The organism is Lentzea sp. NPDC042327 (assembly GCF_040647275.1).
Classification (GTDB): Bacteria; Actinomycetota; Actinomycetes; order Mycobacteriales; family Pseudonocardiaceae; genus Lentzea.
Genome location: NZ_JBEZBX010000002.1, coordinates 779,786 through 796,243 on the forward strand (window position 1 = coordinate 779,786; position 16,458 = coordinate 796,243).

General features: G+C 71.1%; 17 protein-coding genes. 12 read left to right on the top strand and 5 right to left on the bottom strand.

The genetic code is table 11. From position 1 onward, the window contains the following. The first annotated feature begins 12 nt into the window (after positions 1-12). The 7 genes from AB0A63_RS07655 to AB0A63_RS07685 all read left to right on the top strand — a co-directional run bounded on the left by AB0A63_RS07655 (position 13) and on the right by AB0A63_RS07685 (position 5,347). The gene (locus AB0A63_RS07655) at positions 13-609 is read left to right on the top strand and encodes a hypothetical protein (RefSeq protein WP_360386534.1); all 597 of its coding nucleotides are present in this window, start codon (positions 13-15) and stop codon (positions 607-609) included. A 3-nt stretch (positions 610-612) separates the two neighbouring features. Further along, on the top strand, positions 613-1,614 hold the full coding sequence (locus tag AB0A63_RS07660) for a C40 family peptidase (protein WP_360386537.1): 1,002 nt from the start codon (positions 613-615) through the stop codon (positions 1,612-1,614). Positions 1,615-1,632: 18 nt separating this feature from the next. Then, a complete protein-coding gene (locus tag AB0A63_RS07665; RefSeq protein ID WP_360386540.1) occupies positions 1,633-2,106 on the top strand; it encodes a hypothetical protein in 474 nt (157 codons plus the stop codon). Continuing rightward, the gene (locus tag AB0A63_RS07670) at positions 2,103-2,297 is read left to right on the top strand and encodes a hypothetical protein (protein WP_360386543.1); all 195 of its coding nucleotides are present in this window, start codon (positions 2,103-2,105) and stop codon (positions 2,295-2,297) included. The genes AB0A63_RS07665 and AB0A63_RS07670 overlap by 4 nt, the downstream gene beginning before the upstream one ends. Positions 2,298-2,356: 59 nt before the next feature. Beyond that, positions 2,357-3,730, top strand: coding sequence for an RNB domain-containing ribonuclease (locus tag AB0A63_RS07675; RefSeq protein ID WP_360386697.1), 1,374 nt, complete (start codon positions 2,357-2,359; stop codon positions 3,728-3,730). Positions 3,731-3,920: 190 nt separating this feature from the next. Next, positions 3,921-4,586 (top strand): NADPH-dependent F420 reductase, encoded by a 666-nt coding sequence (gene npdG, locus AB0A63_RS07680; RefSeq protein ID WP_360386545.1) that lies wholly within the window; start codon positions 3,921-3,923, stop codon positions 4,584-4,586. Then, entirely contained in the window at positions 4,586-5,347 is a 762-nt protein-coding gene (locus tag AB0A63_RS07685; protein WP_360386547.1) for a helical backbone metal receptor, read from the top strand. Before npdG ends, AB0A63_RS07685 begins: the two co-directional genes overlap by 1 nt. Here AB0A63_RS07685 and pip read toward each other — a convergent pair. Next, positions 5,344-6,285: a prolyl aminopeptidase gene (gene pip, locus AB0A63_RS07690; RefSeq protein WP_360386550.1), complete on the bottom strand. Its 942-nt coding sequence runs from the start codon at positions 6,283-6,285 to the stop codon at positions 5,344-5,346. The two genes, AB0A63_RS07685 and pip, sit on opposite strands and share 4 nt — an antisense overlap. Before the next feature lie 18 nt (positions 6,286-6,303). Here pip and AB0A63_RS07695 point away from each other — a divergent pair, with 18 nt between their 5' ends. Beyond that, positions 6,304-7,161, top strand: coding sequence for a glutathione S-transferase C-terminal domain-containing protein (locus AB0A63_RS07695; protein WP_360386553.1), 858 nt, complete (start codon positions 6,304-6,306; stop codon positions 7,159-7,161). 105 nt (positions 7,162-7,266) lie between these two features. Here AB0A63_RS07695 and panB read toward each other — a convergent pair whose 3' ends face one another. Further along, complete coding sequence (gene panB, locus AB0A63_RS07700) at positions 7,267-8,124, bottom strand: 3-methyl-2-oxobutanoate hydroxymethyltransferase (RefSeq protein WP_360386555.1); 858 nt, start codon at positions 8,122-8,124, stop codon at positions 7,267-7,269. Positions 8,125-8,249: 125 nt separating this feature from the next. Between panB and AB0A63_RS07705 the strand changes: the two genes are divergently transcribed. Next, positions 8,250-8,612, top strand: coding sequence for a VOC family protein (locus AB0A63_RS07705; protein WP_360386557.1), 363 nt, complete (start codon positions 8,250-8,252; stop codon positions 8,610-8,612). Here the strand turns inward: AB0A63_RS07705 and AB0A63_RS07710 are convergent. After that, positions 8,590-9,429: an alpha/beta hydrolase gene (locus tag AB0A63_RS07710; RefSeq protein ID WP_360386560.1), complete on the bottom strand. Its 840-nt coding sequence runs from the start codon at positions 9,427-9,429 to the stop codon at positions 8,590-8,592. The genes AB0A63_RS07705 and AB0A63_RS07710 overlap by 23 nt on opposite strands. A gap of 21 nt (positions 9,430-9,450) precedes the next feature. Between AB0A63_RS07710 and lysX the strand changes: the two genes are divergently transcribed. The 3 genes from lysX to AB0A63_RS07725 all read left to right on the top strand — a co-directional run bounded on the left by lysX (position 9,451) and on the right by AB0A63_RS07725 (position 14,376). Continuing rightward, a complete protein-coding gene (gene lysX, locus AB0A63_RS07715; RefSeq protein WP_360386563.1) occupies positions 9,451-12,696 on the top strand; it encodes a bifunctional lysylphosphatidylglycerol synthetase/lysine--tRNA ligase LysX in 3,246 nt (1,081 codons plus the stop codon). A gap of 64 nt (positions 12,697-12,760) precedes the next feature. After that, entirely contained in the window at positions 12,761-13,843 is a 1,083-nt protein-coding gene (locus AB0A63_RS07720; protein WP_360386565.1) for an ImmA/IrrE family metallo-endopeptidase, read from the top strand. Next, the gene (locus tag AB0A63_RS07725) at positions 13,840-14,376 is read left to right on the top strand and encodes a hypothetical protein (protein ID WP_360386567.1); all 537 of its coding nucleotides are present in this window, start codon (positions 13,840-13,842) and stop codon (positions 14,374-14,376) included. The genes AB0A63_RS07720 and AB0A63_RS07725 overlap by 4 nt, the downstream gene beginning before the upstream one ends. Positions 14,377-14,386: 10 nt before the next feature. Here AB0A63_RS07725 and AB0A63_RS07730 read toward each other — a convergent pair whose 3' ends face one another. Together AB0A63_RS07730 and AB0A63_RS07735 are read right to left on the bottom strand one after the other, a co-directional pair. Beyond that, the gene (locus AB0A63_RS07730; RefSeq protein WP_360386570.1) at positions 14,387-15,034 is read right to left on the bottom strand and encodes a response regulator transcription factor; all 648 of its coding nucleotides are present in this window, start codon (positions 15,032-15,034) and stop codon (positions 14,387-14,389) included. Between the two features lie 4 nt (positions 15,035-15,038). Next, entirely contained in the window at positions 15,039-16,223 is a 1,185-nt protein-coding gene (locus AB0A63_RS07735; protein WP_360386573.1) for a sensor domain-containing protein, read from the bottom strand. Positions 16,224-16,458 lie beyond the last annotated feature (235 nt).

A 16,458-nucleotide genomic window follows, 5' to 3' on the forward strand; every position in this document is an offset into this window, starting at 1 on the left:
GGGGGACAACCGGTGCCGATCCGCACGAACCGCGGCCGTGCCGCGGTCTACCGCAGCCTGTGGGGCTGGCCGATGCGTTCCCCGCGCCACCTCGGTGCGTCGATCGTCATCTTCGTGCTGCTCGTGGTCGCTCTCGGGGTGATCATCCCGAGGATGCTGGACCGCACGCCGACCGGCACGACGGTGGCGGCCCAGTCGACCTCCGTGCAGCCGACCCAGGTGGGGCAGCTGCCCAGCAGCGGGGTGTCGCTGCCGACCAAGCTGCCGCCGCCGACGAACTCGGCGCAGGCCGCGCCGCCGCAGGCGGACGCGCAGCTGGTGGCCGAGCTCTGGGCGGAGAACTGGATCAAGCCGCCGCCCAACAACGACGTCGAGAAGTGGCTCGCGAACCTCCGCCCGTACACCACGGAGGAGTTCCTCGCGCAGATGGCGACCATCGACCCGAAGAACGTGCCGGACAAGATCACCGAGAAGGTCGCCCCGGTGCGGTCCACGGTGTCGTCGGCCGACTTCCGGGTCGGCACCGACTCCGGCAAGGTCGTCATCACGTTGATCAAGCTTTCGCCCAGCAACGAGTGGCGGGTCAACAGCTACACGAAGGCGGACTGAGCCATGCGCCTCATGTTGATCATCGGTGCGGTCGTCGTGGCCATCGTGACGGTGGTCGCGACGTCCGGTGTCACGCAAGTGGTCAACAACCAGAGCGGTGCGGCCGGCGGAGCCGGCGTGCTGCGGATGAGCTGCAACGCCTCGATCGGGCCGTGGGACGCGGGCGGCGGCGACAAGGGCCGCCACGACGCGTCGCGCCTCAACGACGAGCAGCGCAACATCGTCGCCCAGATCATCTCCATCGGCCAGCAGCGGGAGCTGCCGCCGCTGGCGTGGCAGATCGCGATCCAGGCCGGCATGACCGAGTCGGGTCTGCGCCCGCTGAACTACGGCGACCGCGACTCGCTCGGCATCTTCCAGATGCGCCCGTCGATGGGCTGGGGCACCGAGGCCCAGGTGGTCGACCCGGTCTACGCGATCAACAAGTTCTACGACGTGCTGCTGAAGGTGCCGGACTGGGAGAACCGCAGGCCCGGCGACTCGGCGCAGGCGGTGGAGCGCTCGGCGTTCCCGGACAGGTACCACAACTGGGAGTCCATGGCGGCGTTCCTGCTGAGCGAGCTCGGCCAGATCTCCGACCCGGCCGGCTGCGGCGCGGGCGCCGGCGAGTTCCTGGTCGCCTCGAACGCGGCGGGTGTCGCCATCGAGTTCACCAAGCAGCAGCTCGGCGAGCCGTACCTGTGGGGCGGCAACGGCCCGGACGCCTGGGACTGCTCCGGCATCCTGGTCAAGGCGTTCGCGGGGGCGGGGGTGAAGATCCCGCGGGTGGCGAACGACCAGTACGAGAAGGGCGGCGCCCACCTGCCGGTGCGCGACGCACAGCCGGGCGACCTGATCTTCTGGGCCTACAACACGGCCGACCCGCGTTCGGTGCACCACGTGGCCATGTACCTCGGCGGCGACGAGTACATCCACGCACCGCAGACGGGTGACGTCGTGAAGATCAGCAAGATCAACTGGAACTACCACGAGTTGATGCCGATGGCCGTCCGGCCGGGCGTGTAGATCGCGGGGAGGCGCTGCATGTTCAACCACAACCCCATCCCGAGGCCCGCCGGACCACCCGCGTCGAGCGCACCCGTGCGCGACTACACGGCCGCCGGCGCTCCCGGTGTCTCGTCCGACTACGTGGTGGTCCCGCGCGCGCTGGCCGAGGCCATGCCGTTGCCGTGGCAGCAGCACATGGTCCACCTGCTCGCGGAGTTCCACCGCACCTACGGCCACCTGAAGTGGCCGATCTACCGCGTGGTGCCCTCGCGCTACGAGAAGCTCACCGATCTCGACGAGGAACAGCTCGCGGAGGTCGGTGCCGTGGTGGAGATCGACTCGGACGGTTCGCTGGTCTACCGTGACCGGTCCGACCGCTTGATCGACAACGCCGAGCACCGCACGGTCCTGGTCTCGTGTTTGGATCCGATCCCGTCGGAGTACGCCAACGCCAACCAGTCCACGCCGCCGCGGGGATTCCCGGCGCCCATGGGAGGCGAACGCGCATGAGTGACACCAGCGGGTGGTTCTACTGCCTGACCCACCAGACCGTCGAGCAGGGCAAGGGCTGCCGGGGCGCTGACCGGATGGGCCCGTACCCGGACGAGGCCACGGCCGCACGCGCCCTGGAGATCGCCCGCGAACGCACGCGTTCCGCGGACGAGGCGGACAAGAAGTGGCGCGGCGACGACGAGGACTGATCGCCGGTCCTTAGGCTGTGCGGGTGGCCTCCCTGGTGATCCGCACGGGTCGTGCTGACCTGTCCTTCGACGGCATCCGCACCGAGTTCGGGCTGCGGCCGGTGTTCCCGGCCGCGGCACTGGCCGAGGCGCAGGAGGTGGTCGCCCGCCCGGTGGGCGACCGCCTCGACCTCACGTCGATCCCGTTCGTGACGATCGACCCGCCCGGCGCGAAGGACCTGGACCAGGCGCTGTGCCTGGACCGCACGTCCTCCGGTTTCGTGGTGCACTACGCGATCGCCGACCTGGGCCTGTTCGTGACGCCGGGCGGCGCGCTGGACGAGGAGGTCCGGCGCCGCGGCCAGACGGTGTACCTGCCCGACGGCAACGTGCCGCTGCACCCGACCGTGCTGTCCGAGGGCGCCGCGTCACTGCTGCCCGGCGTGGTGCGGCCGGCGGTGGTGTGGACGTTCACGTGCTCGGCCGACGGCGAGGTCGCCGCGGTCGAGGTCCGGCGCGCTCTCGTCCGTTCGACCGCGCAGTTCGACTACGCCTCCGTCCAGCGGACCTTCGACGCCGGCACCCCGCACCCGTCGGTGGCGGCGCTGGCGGAGTTCGGCCCGCTGCGGCGGGCACTGGCCCGTTCCCGCGGCGCCATCGAGCTGCAGCTGCCCGAGCAGGAGGTCGAACCCGACGGCGCCGGCTGGAAGCTGGTGACCCGCCCGCGGGCCGCCGTGGACTCCTGGAACGCCGAGATCTCGCTGATGACCGGCATGGCGGCGGCGAAGATGATGATCGAGGCCCGCGTCGGTGTCCTGCGGACCCTGCCGGACCCGGACGCCGAGGCCGTGGCGTCGCTGCGGAAGTCGGCGGCGGCGCTGGGCGTGCCGTGGGCCGCCGGGGTGTCGCCGGGTGCGTTCCTGGCCGACCTGGACGCCTCGGCACCGGAGGCGCTGGCGCTGTTCACGGACGCCACGCGCCTGCTGCGGGGTGCGGGCTACTCGGCGTTCGACGGCACGGTGCCCGAGCTCGTGACGCACGCGGGGGTCGCGGCGCCGTACACGCACGTGACCGCACCGCTGCGCCGGCTCGTCGACCGGTTCGCCACCGAGGTGTGCCTGGCGGTGTCGGCGGGGAAGCCGGTGCCCGCGTGGCTGGCGGAGGCGCTGCCGGTGCTGCCGTCGCTGATGGGGGCGTCGGACTCGCTCGCGTCGAAGGTGGAGCGGGCGACGCTGGACCAGGTCGAGGCGTGGGTGCTGAGCGGACGGGTCGGGCAGGAGTTCGAGGCCGTCGTGCTGCGGGCGGGGGACGACGAGGCGGAGGTGTTCATCGCCTCGCCGCCGGTCCTCGCCAAGTGCGCCGGCCCCCACCTCCCCGAGGGCGAACGCATCCGCGTGCGCCTCGCGGAAGCCGACCCGCCTTCCCGCCGCGTCCACTTCACCGCCCAGCTCTGACGCCACGCGGGCCCCTTTCGTGCCCTCCTGATGCCACGCGGGGCCCTTTCGTGCCCTCCTGGCGCACGCGGGGACCTTTCGTGCGATCCCCGCGTGCGCGGGCTATCGGCGTTCGCGGCGTAGTTGCGCGTGTCGAGCGCAAGGTCACGTTGGGCCGCACGCCCCCACCGGACCGTGTGAAGATGCACGGGTGACAGAGATTCGTGACCTCACCGTCGGCGTGCTCGGTGGCACCGGTGCCCAGGGCAAGGGCCTCGCCATCCGCTGGGCCAGGGCCGGGCTCAAGGTGATCATCGGCTCCCGCAGTGCCGAACGGGCCGGGCTCGCCGCCGAGGAGATCGTCGGCGTCGCCGGTGGTGACGTCAGGGGCGCGGACAACGCCGACTGCGCGGCCGACTCCGACGTCGTGCTCGTCGCGGTGCCGTGGGACGGGCACGGCGACCTGCTGGCGTCGTTGCGGGACCAGTTGGCCGGGAAAATCGTCATCGACTGCGTGAACCCGCTCGGGTTCGACAAGCAGGGCCCGTTCGCGTTGCCGGTGACCGAGGGCAGCGCGGCGCAGCAGGCGGAGCTGCTGCTGCCGGAGTCGCGGGTCACGGCCGCGTTCCACCACGTGTCGGCGGTGCTGCTGGCGGACCTGACGGTGTCCGAAGTGGACATGGACGTGCTGGTGCTGGGCGACGACCGCGAGGCCACGGACACCGTGCGCGAGCTGGCCGAGCTGGTGCCGGGCTTCCGCGGCGTCTACGGCGGGCGGCTGCGCAACGCTCACCAGGTCGAGGCGTTCACGGCGAACCTCATCGCGGTCAACCGCCGGTACAAGGCGCACGCCGGTCTGAAGATCACGGGAGTCTGATGCTGCCCGTCGACGACCTCGGTGAGCCGGTTCCGGTCGACCGGCCCCGGCGCGTGGTCAGCCTGGTGCCGTCCATCACCGAGGCCGTCGCGGTCAGCGTTCCGGGAGCACTGGCCGGTGCGACGGACTACTGCACGCACCCGGCCGGCCTGGACGTCGAGCGGGTCGGCGGCTCGAAGTACCCGGACGTGGAGGAGGTTCTGCGGCTGCGGCCCGACCTCGTGATCGCGAACTCCGAGGAGAACCGCGCCGAGGACGTCGACCGGTTGCGCGCCGACGGCATCCCGGTGTGGGTGACCGAGGCACCGCGGACCGTGCCGATGGCGCTGGCGTCGCTGCGGCGGCTCTTCGCCACCGCCTGGGACCTCGAACCCGACTGGCTCGTCGACGCCGAGGACCTGTGGCGGGACACCGCACCGCAACGCCTCACCGCGCTCATCCCTGTGTGGCGCCGGCCGTGGGTGGTCGTCGGCCGCGACACGTTCGCCACCGACGTGCTGCGCAGGCTCGGCGTCGAGAACGTCTACGCCTCCCACGAGGAACGCTATCCGCGGCCGAGCCTGGACGAGCTGAACGAGCAGCGGCCCGACCTGGTGGTGCTGCCCGACGAGCCGTACGCGTTCACCCACTCCGACGGGCCGGAGAGCTTCCCCGGCCTGCCGTACGTGCTCGTCAACGGCCGTCACCTCACGTGGTACGGGCCCTCCCTCGTGGAGGCCAGGGCGAGCCTCGAACGGGCGCTGGGCCACCTCGGGGGCTAGTCGCGGAACCGGTCGGTCGCCGCCAGCAGCGCCGCCAGGACACCGGGTTCGTCGTAGGCGTGCCCGGCGTCCGGCACCAGCACGAGCTCCGAACCGGGCCACGCCTTGTGCAGGTCCCACGCCGACACCGCGGGCGTCGCCATGTCGTAGCGGCCCTGCACGATCACGCCCGGGATGCCCGCCAGCCGGTCGGCGTCGCGGATCAGCTGACCCTCCTCGAACCAGCCGTCGTGCACGAAGTAGTGGTTCTCGATCCGGGCGAACGCCAGCGCGTACGCCGGTTCCGCGAACTGCGCCACCAGTTCGGGCCTGGGCAGCAACGTCACCGTCGCGCCCTCCCACGTGCTCCACGCGACCGCCGCCGGGCCGTGCACCGCCGGGTCCGGGTCGGCCAGCAGCTCCGCGTACAGCTGCACGGGGTCGCCGGACATGCCCTCCAACGGCGCCATGAACTTCTCCCACAGGTCGGGGAAGACGTTCGCCGCGCCACCGCGGTAGTACCAGTCCACTTCGGACTGGCGCAGCGTGAAGATGCCGCGCAGCACCAGTTCCGTGACGCGGTCCGGGTGCTTCTGCGCGTACGCCAGCGCCAGCGTCGACCCCCAGGACCCGCCGAACACCTGCCACCGCTCGACCCGCAGCGACTCCCGCAGCAGCTCCACGTCGGCGACGAGGTGCCAGGTCGTGTTCAGCGAGAGGTCACCGGACACCGACGCGTGCGGCAGCGAACGCCCGCAGCCGCGCTGGTCGAACAACACGATCCGGTACACCTCGGGGTCGAACAGCCGGCGGTGCGCGGGGGAGCAGCCGCCGCCGGGACCGCCGTGCAGGAAGACGACGGGCTTGCCGGAGGGGTTGCCGCACTCCTCCCAGTACACCTGGTTGCCGTCGCCGGTGTTCAACAGGCCTGACGCGTGGGGCTCGATCTCCGGGTACATGGGCCTATCGTCGAGGACATGGCGCAGTTCACGAAGGAGACGTCCACCACGGGAGCGTTCGTGCGGCAGCCGAACCGCTTCACCGCGCGGCCGGAACCCGAGCCCGGCCGCTACCGGCTCGTCGTCAGCCTCGCGTGCCCGTGGGCGCACCGCGCGGTCGTCGTGCGCAAGCTGCTGGGCCTGGAGGACGCGATCTCGCTCGCCGTCGTCGACCCGATCCGCGACGACCGCGGCTGGCGCTTCCAGGGCACGGACCCGGTGCTCGGCTACGACTTCCTCAGCCAGGCCTACGAGAAGGCCGACCCCGGCTACGAGGGCCGCGTGACCGTTCCCGCGCTGGTCGACACGACCACCGGCGAGGTCGTCACCAACGACTACCCGCAGCTCACCCTCGACTTCAGCCTCAAGTGGAACCCGGAGAGCACCCTCTACCCCGAGCACCTGCGCGAGGAGATCGACTCCTGGATCGAGCCGATCTTCCACAACGTCAACAACGGCGTCTACAAGGCCGGTTTCGCCACGTCACAGGAGGCCTACGAGGAGGCGTACACCGCCTTGTTCGCCGAGCTGGACCGCATCGAGGACCACCTGGCCACGCACGAGTACCTGGTGGGCGGCCAGCTCACCGAGGCCGACATCCGCCTGTGGACCACGCTCGTGCGGTTCGACGCCGTCTACCACGGCCACTTCAAGTGCAACCGGACCAAGCTGACCGAGATGCCGAACCTGTGGGCGTACGCGAAGCGCCTCTACGCGCAGTTCGGGGACACGGTCGACTGGGACCACATCAAGCGCCACTACTACGTGACGCACCACGAGATCAACCCGACCGGCATCGTGCCGGCGGGCCCAGACCCGTCGGTCTGGACCCGCTGACCCTGCTCGGCTTGCTGTCACGCGGGGGCCCCGCGTTCCCCAGAGGGAAACGCGGGACTCCCGCGTGCCTCAAAAGGGAACGTAGGACTCCCGCGTGACTTCCGCTCAGTGGAAGGTGTGCTCGGGGCCGGGGAACTGGTGCCCGCGCACCTCGTTCGCGAACTCGGTCGCCGCGCCCAGCATGACGTTGCCGATGTCGGCGTAGCGCTTCACGAACCGGGGCGCCTTCCCGCGGTTCAGGCCCATCATGTCCTGCCAGACGAGCACCTGGGCGTCGGTGTCCGGACCGGCACCGATGCCCACGGTCGGGATGACCAGGTCGTGCGTGATCTGCTTCGCGACCTCGGCGGTCACCATCTCCAGCACGACCGCGAACGCGCCGGCCTCCTGGACGGCGGCGGCGTCGTGCAGCACCACGTCGTGGTTCTCGTGGCGGCCCTGCACCCGGTACCCGCCGAGCTGGTGCTCGGACTGCGGGGTGAAACCGATGTGCGCCATGACCGGGATGCCCGCGGCGGTGATCGCGCGGATGTGCGGCGCGAAGTAGGCGCCACCCTCCAGCTTGACCGCGTGCGCCTGGCCTTCCTTCATGAACCGCACCGCGGTGGCCACGGCCTGCTCCACCGACACCTGGTAGGAGCCGAACGGCAGGTCGGCGACCACGAGGGAGCGCTTGACCGACCGCGTCACCGCCCGCACCAGCGGGATCAGCTCGTCCACCGTGACCGGCAGCGAGGTGTCGTTGCCGAAGACCGTGTTCGACGCGGAGTCGCCGACCAGCAGAACGGGGATGCCCGCCTCGTCGAAGATCTGGGCGGTGAACGTGTCGTACGCGGTGAGCATGGGCCACGGCTCGCCGCGGTCCTTCATTTCACGCAGGTGGTGGACCCGCACGCGCTTCGCGGGAGCCTTCTGGGGAGCGGCTCCGGAGCCGTAGGGCGCGGAAACTTCGGCATTGGTCATCGTCGACCGTTCCTTTCCTCGAGGCCCGCCGCAGCGAGTCCCCGGGCGCTTGGTGCACGGTTGCCGATCCCCAGGGTGGCACCGCCGACCGGAAACCGGTTGCAGATGCGGCTACCGTCACACGGGTGGCAGCCCGAATCACAGAACTGGTGCTCGACTGCACCGATCCGGAACGACTCGCGGCCTTCTGGTGCGAGGTCCTCGGCTACGAGGTGGTCGACCGCGAGGACGTCCTCGTCGAGATCGCCCCACCGGACCGCCGCACCACCCTGCTGTTCCTGAAGAACCCGGACCGCAAGCTGCAGAAGCTGCGCCTGCACATCGACGTCCGGGCCACCGACCGGGAGCAGGACGAGGAGCTGGCGCGCCTGCTGGAGCTCGGCGCCACGCGCGTCGACATCGGCCAGGGCGAGGACGTCAGCTGGTACACCCTCGCCGACCCGGAGGGCAACGAGTTCTGCCTGCTCAGCGGCCGGGCAGAGCCCTGAGCACGGTCCGGATCGCCATGACCACGGCGTCCGGCCGGTCCATCTGAACCATGTGCCGACTGCCGGGCACCGGCACGTTGCGCCCCCACGGCACGAGGGAGGCCAGCGACCGGTGTTCCGGCCATATCTTCCGACCGGCCGTGAGCACGAGGAACGGCACCTCCGGGAACGCGCAGCGGGTCCGCAGCCGTTCCAGCGTCGCCACCTGACCGGGGTAGGACGCCAGCTCGGCCAGTGTGGCGCGTCCCACATCGGCCCGCCGGTAGACCAGCTCGACCAGGTCCCGCGGCGCCGGGTCGGTCGCGCCCAGCGTGGACAGCGCGGTCAGCCAGTTGCGGAAGGAGTGCCCGTACCTGCGCGTGAGGCGGGCTCCCAGCCAGCGGCTGCCGAACGCGCGCAACACCTGCGCCACCACCGCCGACACGTCGAACGGCGCCCCGGCGCCCGGCATCTCCGTGTCCGGGTCGAGCAGCACGACCCCCAGCACCCGGTGCGGCCGCAGCCGCGCATAGGCCTCGACGTGCATCGATGCCATCGAGTGCCCCACCAGCACCGCCTGCGGGACACCGCGCAGCACCGCGTCCAGCACCGCCACCTCCCGCGCCAGCGACGGCCCGCGCCGCGCCGGACCGGACATGCCCAGACCGGGCCGGTCGAACACCACCACCCGCGCCAGCGGTTCGAGCATCCGCACGGTCCGGTCCCAGTCGAACCACGCCCCGCCCAGCCCCGAGCTCAGCACCACGACCGGCCGGTCAACACGCCCGGAGACCGCCACGTGCACCCGGCCCGCCGAAGAGGGGATCATGGCCGTCATCGGCTGACCTCGGGAGATGATGTGGGACCGGCGTGGCAGTGGAAGGTCGCTGGCTGGATCGCGACGATCGTGCAGCTGGCCGGGGTGATGTCGCTGCTGCGGGTGGTCCTGCCGGAGGACAGCTGGTTCACCGACCTCGCCGACGGCGTCGGGTACTTCACGGGCCTGCCCATCGACGGCAACCTCTTCATCGCGCTCGTGTTCTTCGTGCTGGGCGCGGCGCTGCGCAGGCGCAAGCGGGCCGCCCTGTGGGCCCTGCTGCTGTTCCAGGCGCTGGGCCTGCTCGCGGTCGCGTTCACCATGGTCATCCTGGCCGTCGCACCTGAAGAAGTGCTGGACGGCGACGACGAGTCGAGCTACTGGGCGTTCCTCGGCGTCGGGCTCGCGACCTCGGTGCTGTTCGTGGCGGCGCTGTGGGCGGTGCGGGCGGCGTTCCCGGCCCGGCTGGCGCGTGGTGCGTGGCGGCAGGCGCTGGCGTCGTTCGTGCTGGGCATGATCGCCCTGGTGCTGGCCGGCTGGGGCCTCACCGAGCTGTTCCCCGGCAAGCTGGTGGAGCACGCCGACAAGCTCGCGTGGGCGGCGAACCAGGCCACCGGTGAGGTCGTCCGGCTGGGCCGGCTCGACATCCCCGAGGGACCGCAGTGGCTGAGCGTCGTGCTGGGACTGGGCGGCACGCTGGTCGCGAGCCGCGCCCTGTACGTGTTCTTCCGCGGCGTCCGCACCCAGAGCATGATCACGTCCGAGCAGGAGCTGGACGTGCGCCGCCTGCTCGCCTCCGACGGCGAACCCGACTCGCTCGGCTACTTCGCGACCCGGCGCGACAAGAGCGTCGTGTTCGCGGCCTCGGGGCGCGCCGCGCTGACCTACCGGGTGATCGGCGGCGTGACGCTGGCCAGCGCGGACCCGGTCGGTGACGAGGAGGCGTGGCCGGAGGCCGTGCTCGCGTGGCTCGCGGAGGCGCGCACCTACGGCTGGACCGCCGGTGTCCTGGGCGCCTCCGAACGCGGCGCGCAGGTCTACACCGACGCGGGCCTCAAGGCGCTGGAGATCGGTGACGAGGCGGTCCTCGACGTGCGCGAGTTCAACCTCGCCGGCCCGGAACGCCGCGGGCTGCGCCAGGCCGTGTCCCGCGTGGAACGCGCCGGGTACACCACGCGGGTGCGCCGGCACAGCGAGATCACACCGGACGAGATGTCGTCCATCCTGGACCTGGCGCAGGCGTGGCGCGGAGCGGAGACCGAGCGCGGTTTCTCGATGGCGCTGGGGCGCCTGGGAGATCCGAGCGACGGCCGGTGCGTGATGGTCGAGGCCTACGACGCCTCGGGTGCGCTGCGCGGGCTGCTGTCGTTCGTGCCGTGGGGCCGCCGGGGCGTGTCGCTCGACCTGATGCGCCGCGACCGGGGAGCCGAGAACGGCCTGAACGAGTACATGGTCGCCCAGCTCGCCGCGGCCGCCGGACACCTCGGCGTGCAGCGGATCTCGCTGAACTTCGCGATGTTCCGCGCGGTGTTCGAGGAGGGCGAGAAGATCGGCGCCGGCCCGGTGCTGCGGGCGTGGCGGCGGGTGCTGTCGCTGGCGTCCCGGTTCTTCCAGCTGGAGTCGCTGTACCGGTCGAACGCCAAGTACCTGCCGGAGTGGGAGCCGCGGTTCCTCTGCTACCAGCGGTCCAGGGCGCTGCCGCGGGTCAGCATCGCCGCCGGCGTGGCCGAGGGGTTCGTGCCGTCGCTGCGGTCGCTGCGCAGGCGCGCGCTGCAGAAGACCGGCGTGAGCTCCGACTTCGCCGCCCGCGTGGCTGAGATCGACGCGCTGAAGGTCGAACCGAAGACCGTGCGCCGCCCCGAACAGGTCAGGGTCCGCATCGCGAAGGTCGAACGCCTGGTCGCCGCCGGCGTCGACCCGTACCCGGTCGGCTTCACGCGGTCGGACCTCCTCGCGGGCGCACGGGAGCGGTTCGGCGAGGAGGTCTCCGTCACCGGCCGCGTGGTCGCACTGCGGGAGATGGGCGGCCTGTGCTTCGCACGGCTGCGCGACTTCAGCGGTGAGATCCAGCTGATGCTGGAGACCGAGTCGCTCGGCGACGCCCTGCGGTCGTGGAAGTCGGACGTCGACCTGGGCGACCACGTCGGCGTGACCGGCACCGTGATGAAGACCGACAAGGGCGAGATCTCCGTGCGCGCCACCTCGTGGACGCTGACCGCGAAGTGCCTGCACCCGTTGCCGGACAAGCGCAAGGGCCTCGCCGACCCGGAGGCGCGGGTGCGGCAGCGCTACCTCGACCTGGTGGTGAACCCCGACTCGGCGGCCCTGCTGAAGCTGCGCAGCGACGTGATCCGCAGCGTGCGGGAGTTCCTGCACGCGCGCTCGTACCTGGAGGTCGAAACGCCGATGCTGCAGGCGGTGCACGGCGGAGCGAACGCCCGGCCGTTCGTCACCCACATCAACGCCTACGACATGCGGATGTACCTGCGGATCGCCCCCGAGCTGTACCTGAAGCGGCTGTGCGTGGCGGGCGTGGACCGGGTGTTCGAGCTGAACCGCAACTTCCGCAACGAAGGTGCCGACGCCACGCACAACCCCGAGTTCACGATGCTGGAGGCCTACCAGGCCTATGCGGACTACCGCGTGATGCTGGACCTCGTGCGCGCGTTGATCCAGCACGCGGCACGGGAGGCGTTCGGCGCGGAGATCGCCTCACGCCCAGACGGCGACTTCGACCTCTCGGGGGAGTGGCCGGTCATCCCGGTCTACACGGCGGTTTCGTCGGCGCTGGGCACTTCGGTGACGCCCTCGACACCGGTCCCGGAACTCCGCTCGCTGCTCGCCGCACGCGGCGTCGAGGTCAACGAGGACTGGGACCACGGCCAGCTCGTGCAGGAGGCGTACGACTCGTTCGTCGAGGCGACCACGGTCGGACCGACGTTCTACATCGACTTCCCGACCTCGGTGTCCCCGCTGACCCGCCGCCACCGCGACGACCCCCGCCTGGCCGAACGGTGGGACCTCGTCGCGTTCGGCGCGGAGATCGGCACCGCCTACTCGGAGCTCACCGACCCGCTCGAACAGCGGCGCCGGCTGGAGGCGCAGTCGCTGAAGGCCGCGTCCGGCGACGTCGAGGCGATGGAGCTGGACGAGGACTTCCTGCGGGCGCTGGAGCACGGCATGCCACCCACGGGCGGGCTCGGGATGGGCGTGGACCGGTTGCTGATGATGCTGACCGGGACGTCGATCCGGCAGACCGTGCTGTTCCCGTTCGTCCGCCCTCAGTGACCCACTCCTGGTCACCTGGGTGATCGACTGTGACACGCGCGACAGTGTGTGCGAAAATCGCACCATGGCTGAAATCCGGGAGTGGAGCCAGGTGGGCGAGCGTGTCCGTGACGCTCGAATCGGCGCCGGTCTCTCCCAGGCCGAGCTGGGCGCGGCGTTGTCGCTCGACCGCACCATGATCGCGAAGATCGAAGCGGGAACGCGCAAGGTCGACGCGCTGGAGCTGACCAGGCTGGCTGCCGCGTTGCAGGTGCCACTGGACCACTTCCTCCACAGCGCGCCGGCGGTGCTGTCCAGGCGTGCCGAGCTGAGCGAGGACACCGCCACCGACGCGGGCCGGCAGGCTCACCGGCTGGAAGCGCGCCTGGAATCGTGGGTACGCGACGTCCAGCAGCTCATCGGGCTCGGAACGCTCCCGCCCAGGAACCCCTACCGCTTCCAGGGAGCCGTCGCCACCGAAGAGGACGCGAGGCGGGCGGCGCTGCGGCTCAGGGAACGCGCGGGCCTCGTCCTCGAGCCGATCCCGACCCTGATGGACCTGTGCGAGCAAGCGGGGCAGTTCGTGCTCGTCACCGACCTGCCGGGCGATGGTGCATCGGTGCTGGTGGACGACGAGCTGGCGGTCGCCGTGGTCAGCAGGTCGGGTGATCCGGGCCGGCGACGCGCCACCGCCGCGCACGAGCTCGGGCACATGGTGCTCGGAGATCCCTATTCGAACGACATCGGCGTGCACGCGTCACTGCGGGAACGGGAAGCGGTGGTCGACGCGTTCGCGGCGGAACTGCTGCTCCCGTCCGAGGTGGTGGCGAAGGCGAACGGCCGCCAAGGCCTCGTCGAGTTGGCGGCTCGGTACCGGACGTCCTGGTCGCTGGCAACGCGCCAGGCCCAGCTGGTCGACTCGTTCGACGCCGCAGAGGCTCGGAGGTGGAAGCACCGCACGCCGACCAAGGCGGAGCTGATGGACGCCGTCGGATGGGCGCCGCAACCCGACCTCGACTCCGTCCGAGTGCCGCGCAGCTACGCGAAGGCGGTGATGGCAGCGTGGAAGCGCGACCTGGTGACGTCGTCCCGCGCGGTCGAGCTCATGCACGGCCAGCTCGTCGAGAGCGACCTGCCTGTCGCGCCTGACGACGAAGTCGCACCGTGACGGCCGACAAGCCGCTGGTCCTGGACACCATGTGCTTGTCGCACTTCGCTTTGATCGAACGGCTCGACGTGCTCGGAGAGCTGCTCGGCAACAGGGAGTGCTGGACCACCGCGGTCGTGAAGGAGGAGATCTCCCGCGGCGTCGGGCAGCACCCGCTGCTGCGCAACGCTCTGGACCTGCCGTGGTTGCACGTCAAGGCACTGGACGAACTCTCCGAGATCCAGCTCTTCGTCAAGTGGTCGAGGGCGATCGGCACGTCGGACCGCGACCACGGCGAGGCGAGCGTGTTCGCGGCGAGCGAGGTCCTCGACGGTGTCGCTCTCACCGACGACCGGCAAGCCACGAAGGTGGCGCGCGCACGGGGACTGGAAGTGCACGGCACCATCTGGCTGCTCGCCCAGCTGTGCCGGGACGGCAAACTTCCCGAGGCCGGCGCGGGCAACCTCATCGACATGCTGCGGGACAGCAACATGAGGCTGCCCTGTACGGGCTCGGGTTTCATCGCATACGCGAGGAGCTACGGCCTGCTGTGAGCGCTCGTCCTCAGTGATCCAGGTACGCCAGCACGGCCTGCACGCGTCGGTCACCCGCACCGTCCTCGGTGTTGAGGCCGAGCTTGAGGAAGATGTTGCCGATGTGCTTGTGCACGGCCCCCGGGCTGACGACGAGCCGTTCGCCGATGGCCGCGTTCGACAACCCCTCCGCCATCAGGCCGAGGACCTCGCGTTCGCGCGGTGACAGCCCGCTGAGCGCGTCGTCGGACTTGCGGCGCACCAGCAGCTGCGACACGACCTCGGGGTCCAGCGCCGTGCCGCCGTTCGCGACGCGGTGCAGCGACTCGAGGAAGTCCGCGACCCGGCCCACGCGTTCCTTGAGCAGGTAGCCGACGCCGCCGGAGGTGCCGGCCAGCAGTTCGTGGGCGTAGCTCTGCTCCACCCACGCGCTGAGGACCAGCACGGCGAGCTTCGGGTGCCGTGCGCGCGCCTCGACCGCGGCCCTGAGTCCCTCGTCGGTGAACGTCGGCGGCATGCGCACGTCGACCACGGCGATGTCCGGCTCGTGCTCGGCGACGGCGACCAGGAAGTCGTCCGGGTTGTCCGTCGCCGCGGCCACGTCGAGGCCCTCGTTGCGCAGCAGCAACGTCAACCCCTCGCGGAGCAACGCGTCGTCTTCGGCGATCACGATGCGCATGTGGTCACTTCCCGGTCGGCAACTCGACGGTGAGAACCGTAGGGCCTCCCTCGGGACTGCTCATCGTCGCGGTCCCGTCCAGCGCCTCGACCCGCCCCCGGATGCCGTCCAGGCCGGTGCCCTTCTTCTCGTCAGCACCTCCCTTGCCGTCGTCGTGCACCACGACCGTGAGCCGCTCACCGTTCATCCCGAGGCTGACCCACGCGTGGTTCGCGCCGCTGTGCTTGGCCACGTTGGTCAGCGCCTCGGCCACCGCGAAGTACGCCGCCGCCTCGACCGCCGCCGGCAACCGCCCGAGGTGGTCGGCCTGCAACAGGCACGGCACCGGGCACCGCGCCGCCAGCGCCTGGATCGCCCCGTCGAGCCCCAGGTCCTCCAGCACCGGCGGGTGGATGCTGCGCACGACGTTGCGCAGCTCCTCCAGGGCGTCGCCGGCCGCGTCCTGGGCCCGCAGCAACGCCTGCAGCGCGTTCTGCGGGTTCTGGTGCAGCGTCCGCTCCGCGATCCCCAGCATCATCACCACGCCGACCAGCTTGTTCTGCGTGCCGTCGTGCAGGTTCCGCTCGATCCGCCGCAGCTCGGCCCCGTGCGCCTGCAACGCCGCGGCCCGCGTCGCGACCACCTCGGCCAGCCGCTTCTCCAACGTCGCCCGCGGCGGCGCCAGCAACACCCGCGCCCACCGCGCGTCCACCTCGGCGAGCCGCGGCAACTGCGTCAGCGCCAGCGCGAGCACGAGCCCGATCGGGATGCTCAGCAGCGCCTTGCCCCACGAGTCGATCCGCATGCCGAACGAGTTCTCCATCGGCACCACCGACCACAGCGCCACCGCGAGCGGCTGCTGCACCAACGACCCGGGAACCCCGATCGCCAGGGACCCGAACAACGTCCCGAACATCGCGTGCAGCACCAGCCACAACCCGTCCCGCCGGCTCGCCGGGTCCGCCAGCACCCGCTGCGCCCGGTGCAGCCACGGCCCGTCGAGCGGTTCCGACGCGGGCACCTCCACCCCGGTGAACCGGGCCAGCCGCCGCCGGTCGAAGTCCACGATCCGGCGGATGTACGGCGCGGTCACCGGCAACAACGGCAGCACCACCACCGACAGCAGCAGCACGCCGATCGCGAGCCACGCGGCGATCGCCGTCAGCAACCCGGTCGCCAGGTAGACCACCGCTGCCCAGATCCGTTTCATGTGGCCAAACGTAGCCACCCGGACCCGTCGGTCGCGGTAGAGCAGGCTCCACTCCCCGGTTTCCACCCTCCTGCCCGGGTTCTCGGCCGCACCGCTCGCCACCCCCGCGCCCCTTCCTCCTTCGGCGGGGGTCGGAGGAGGGAGATCCGGACATGAGACAGACGCGGTCAGGCGTGGATCAGGACAAGGATCACTCGGGGGGGTGACGAAGTGGACTGTCCGTCGAGGTCAGGAG

Bases quoted from the DNA above. Each gene is read 5' to 3' on its own strand.
- pip (WP_360386550.1), bottom strand. From the start codon at position 6,285: ATGTACCCGGAGATCGAGCCCCACGCGTCAGGCCTGTTGAACACCGGC.
- panB (WP_360386555.1), bottom strand. From the start codon at position 8,124: ATGACCAATGCCGAAGTTTCCGCGCCCTACGGCTCCGGAGCCGCTCCC.
- AB0A63_RS07660 (WP_360386537.1), top strand. From the start codon at position 613: ATGCGCCTCATGTTGATCATCGGTGCGGTCGTCGTGGCCATCGTGACG.
- AB0A63_RS07710 (WP_360386560.1), bottom strand. From the start codon at position 9,429: ATGACGGCCATGATCCCCTCTTCGGCGGGCCGGGTGCACGTGGCGGTC.
- AB0A63_RS07665 (WP_360386540.1), top strand. From the start codon at position 1,633: ATGTTCAACCACAACCCCATCCCGAGGCCCGCCGGACCACCCGCGTCG.
- AB0A63_RS07735 (WP_360386573.1), bottom strand. From the start codon at position 16,223: ATGAAACGGATCTGGGCAGCGGTGGTCTACCTGGCGACCGGGTTGCTG.
- AB0A63_RS07730 (WP_360386570.1), bottom strand. From the start codon at position 15,034: ATGCGCATCGTGATCGCCGAAGACGACGCGTTGCTCCGCGAGGGGTTG.
- AB0A63_RS07720 (WP_360386565.1), top strand. From the start codon at position 12,761: ATGGCTGAAATCCGGGAGTGGAGCCAGGTGGGCGAGCGTGTCCGTGAC.
- AB0A63_RS07685 (WP_360386547.1), top strand. From the start codon at position 4,586: ATGCTGCCCGTCGACGACCTCGGTGAGCCGGTTCCGGTCGACCGGCCC.
- AB0A63_RS07670 (WP_360386543.1), top strand. From the start codon at position 2,103: ATGAGTGACACCAGCGGGTGGTTCTACTGCCTGACCCACCAGACCGTC.
- AB0A63_RS07695 (WP_360386553.1), top strand. From the start codon at position 6,304: ATGGCGCAGTTCACGAAGGAGACGTCCACCACGGGAGCGTTCGTGCGG.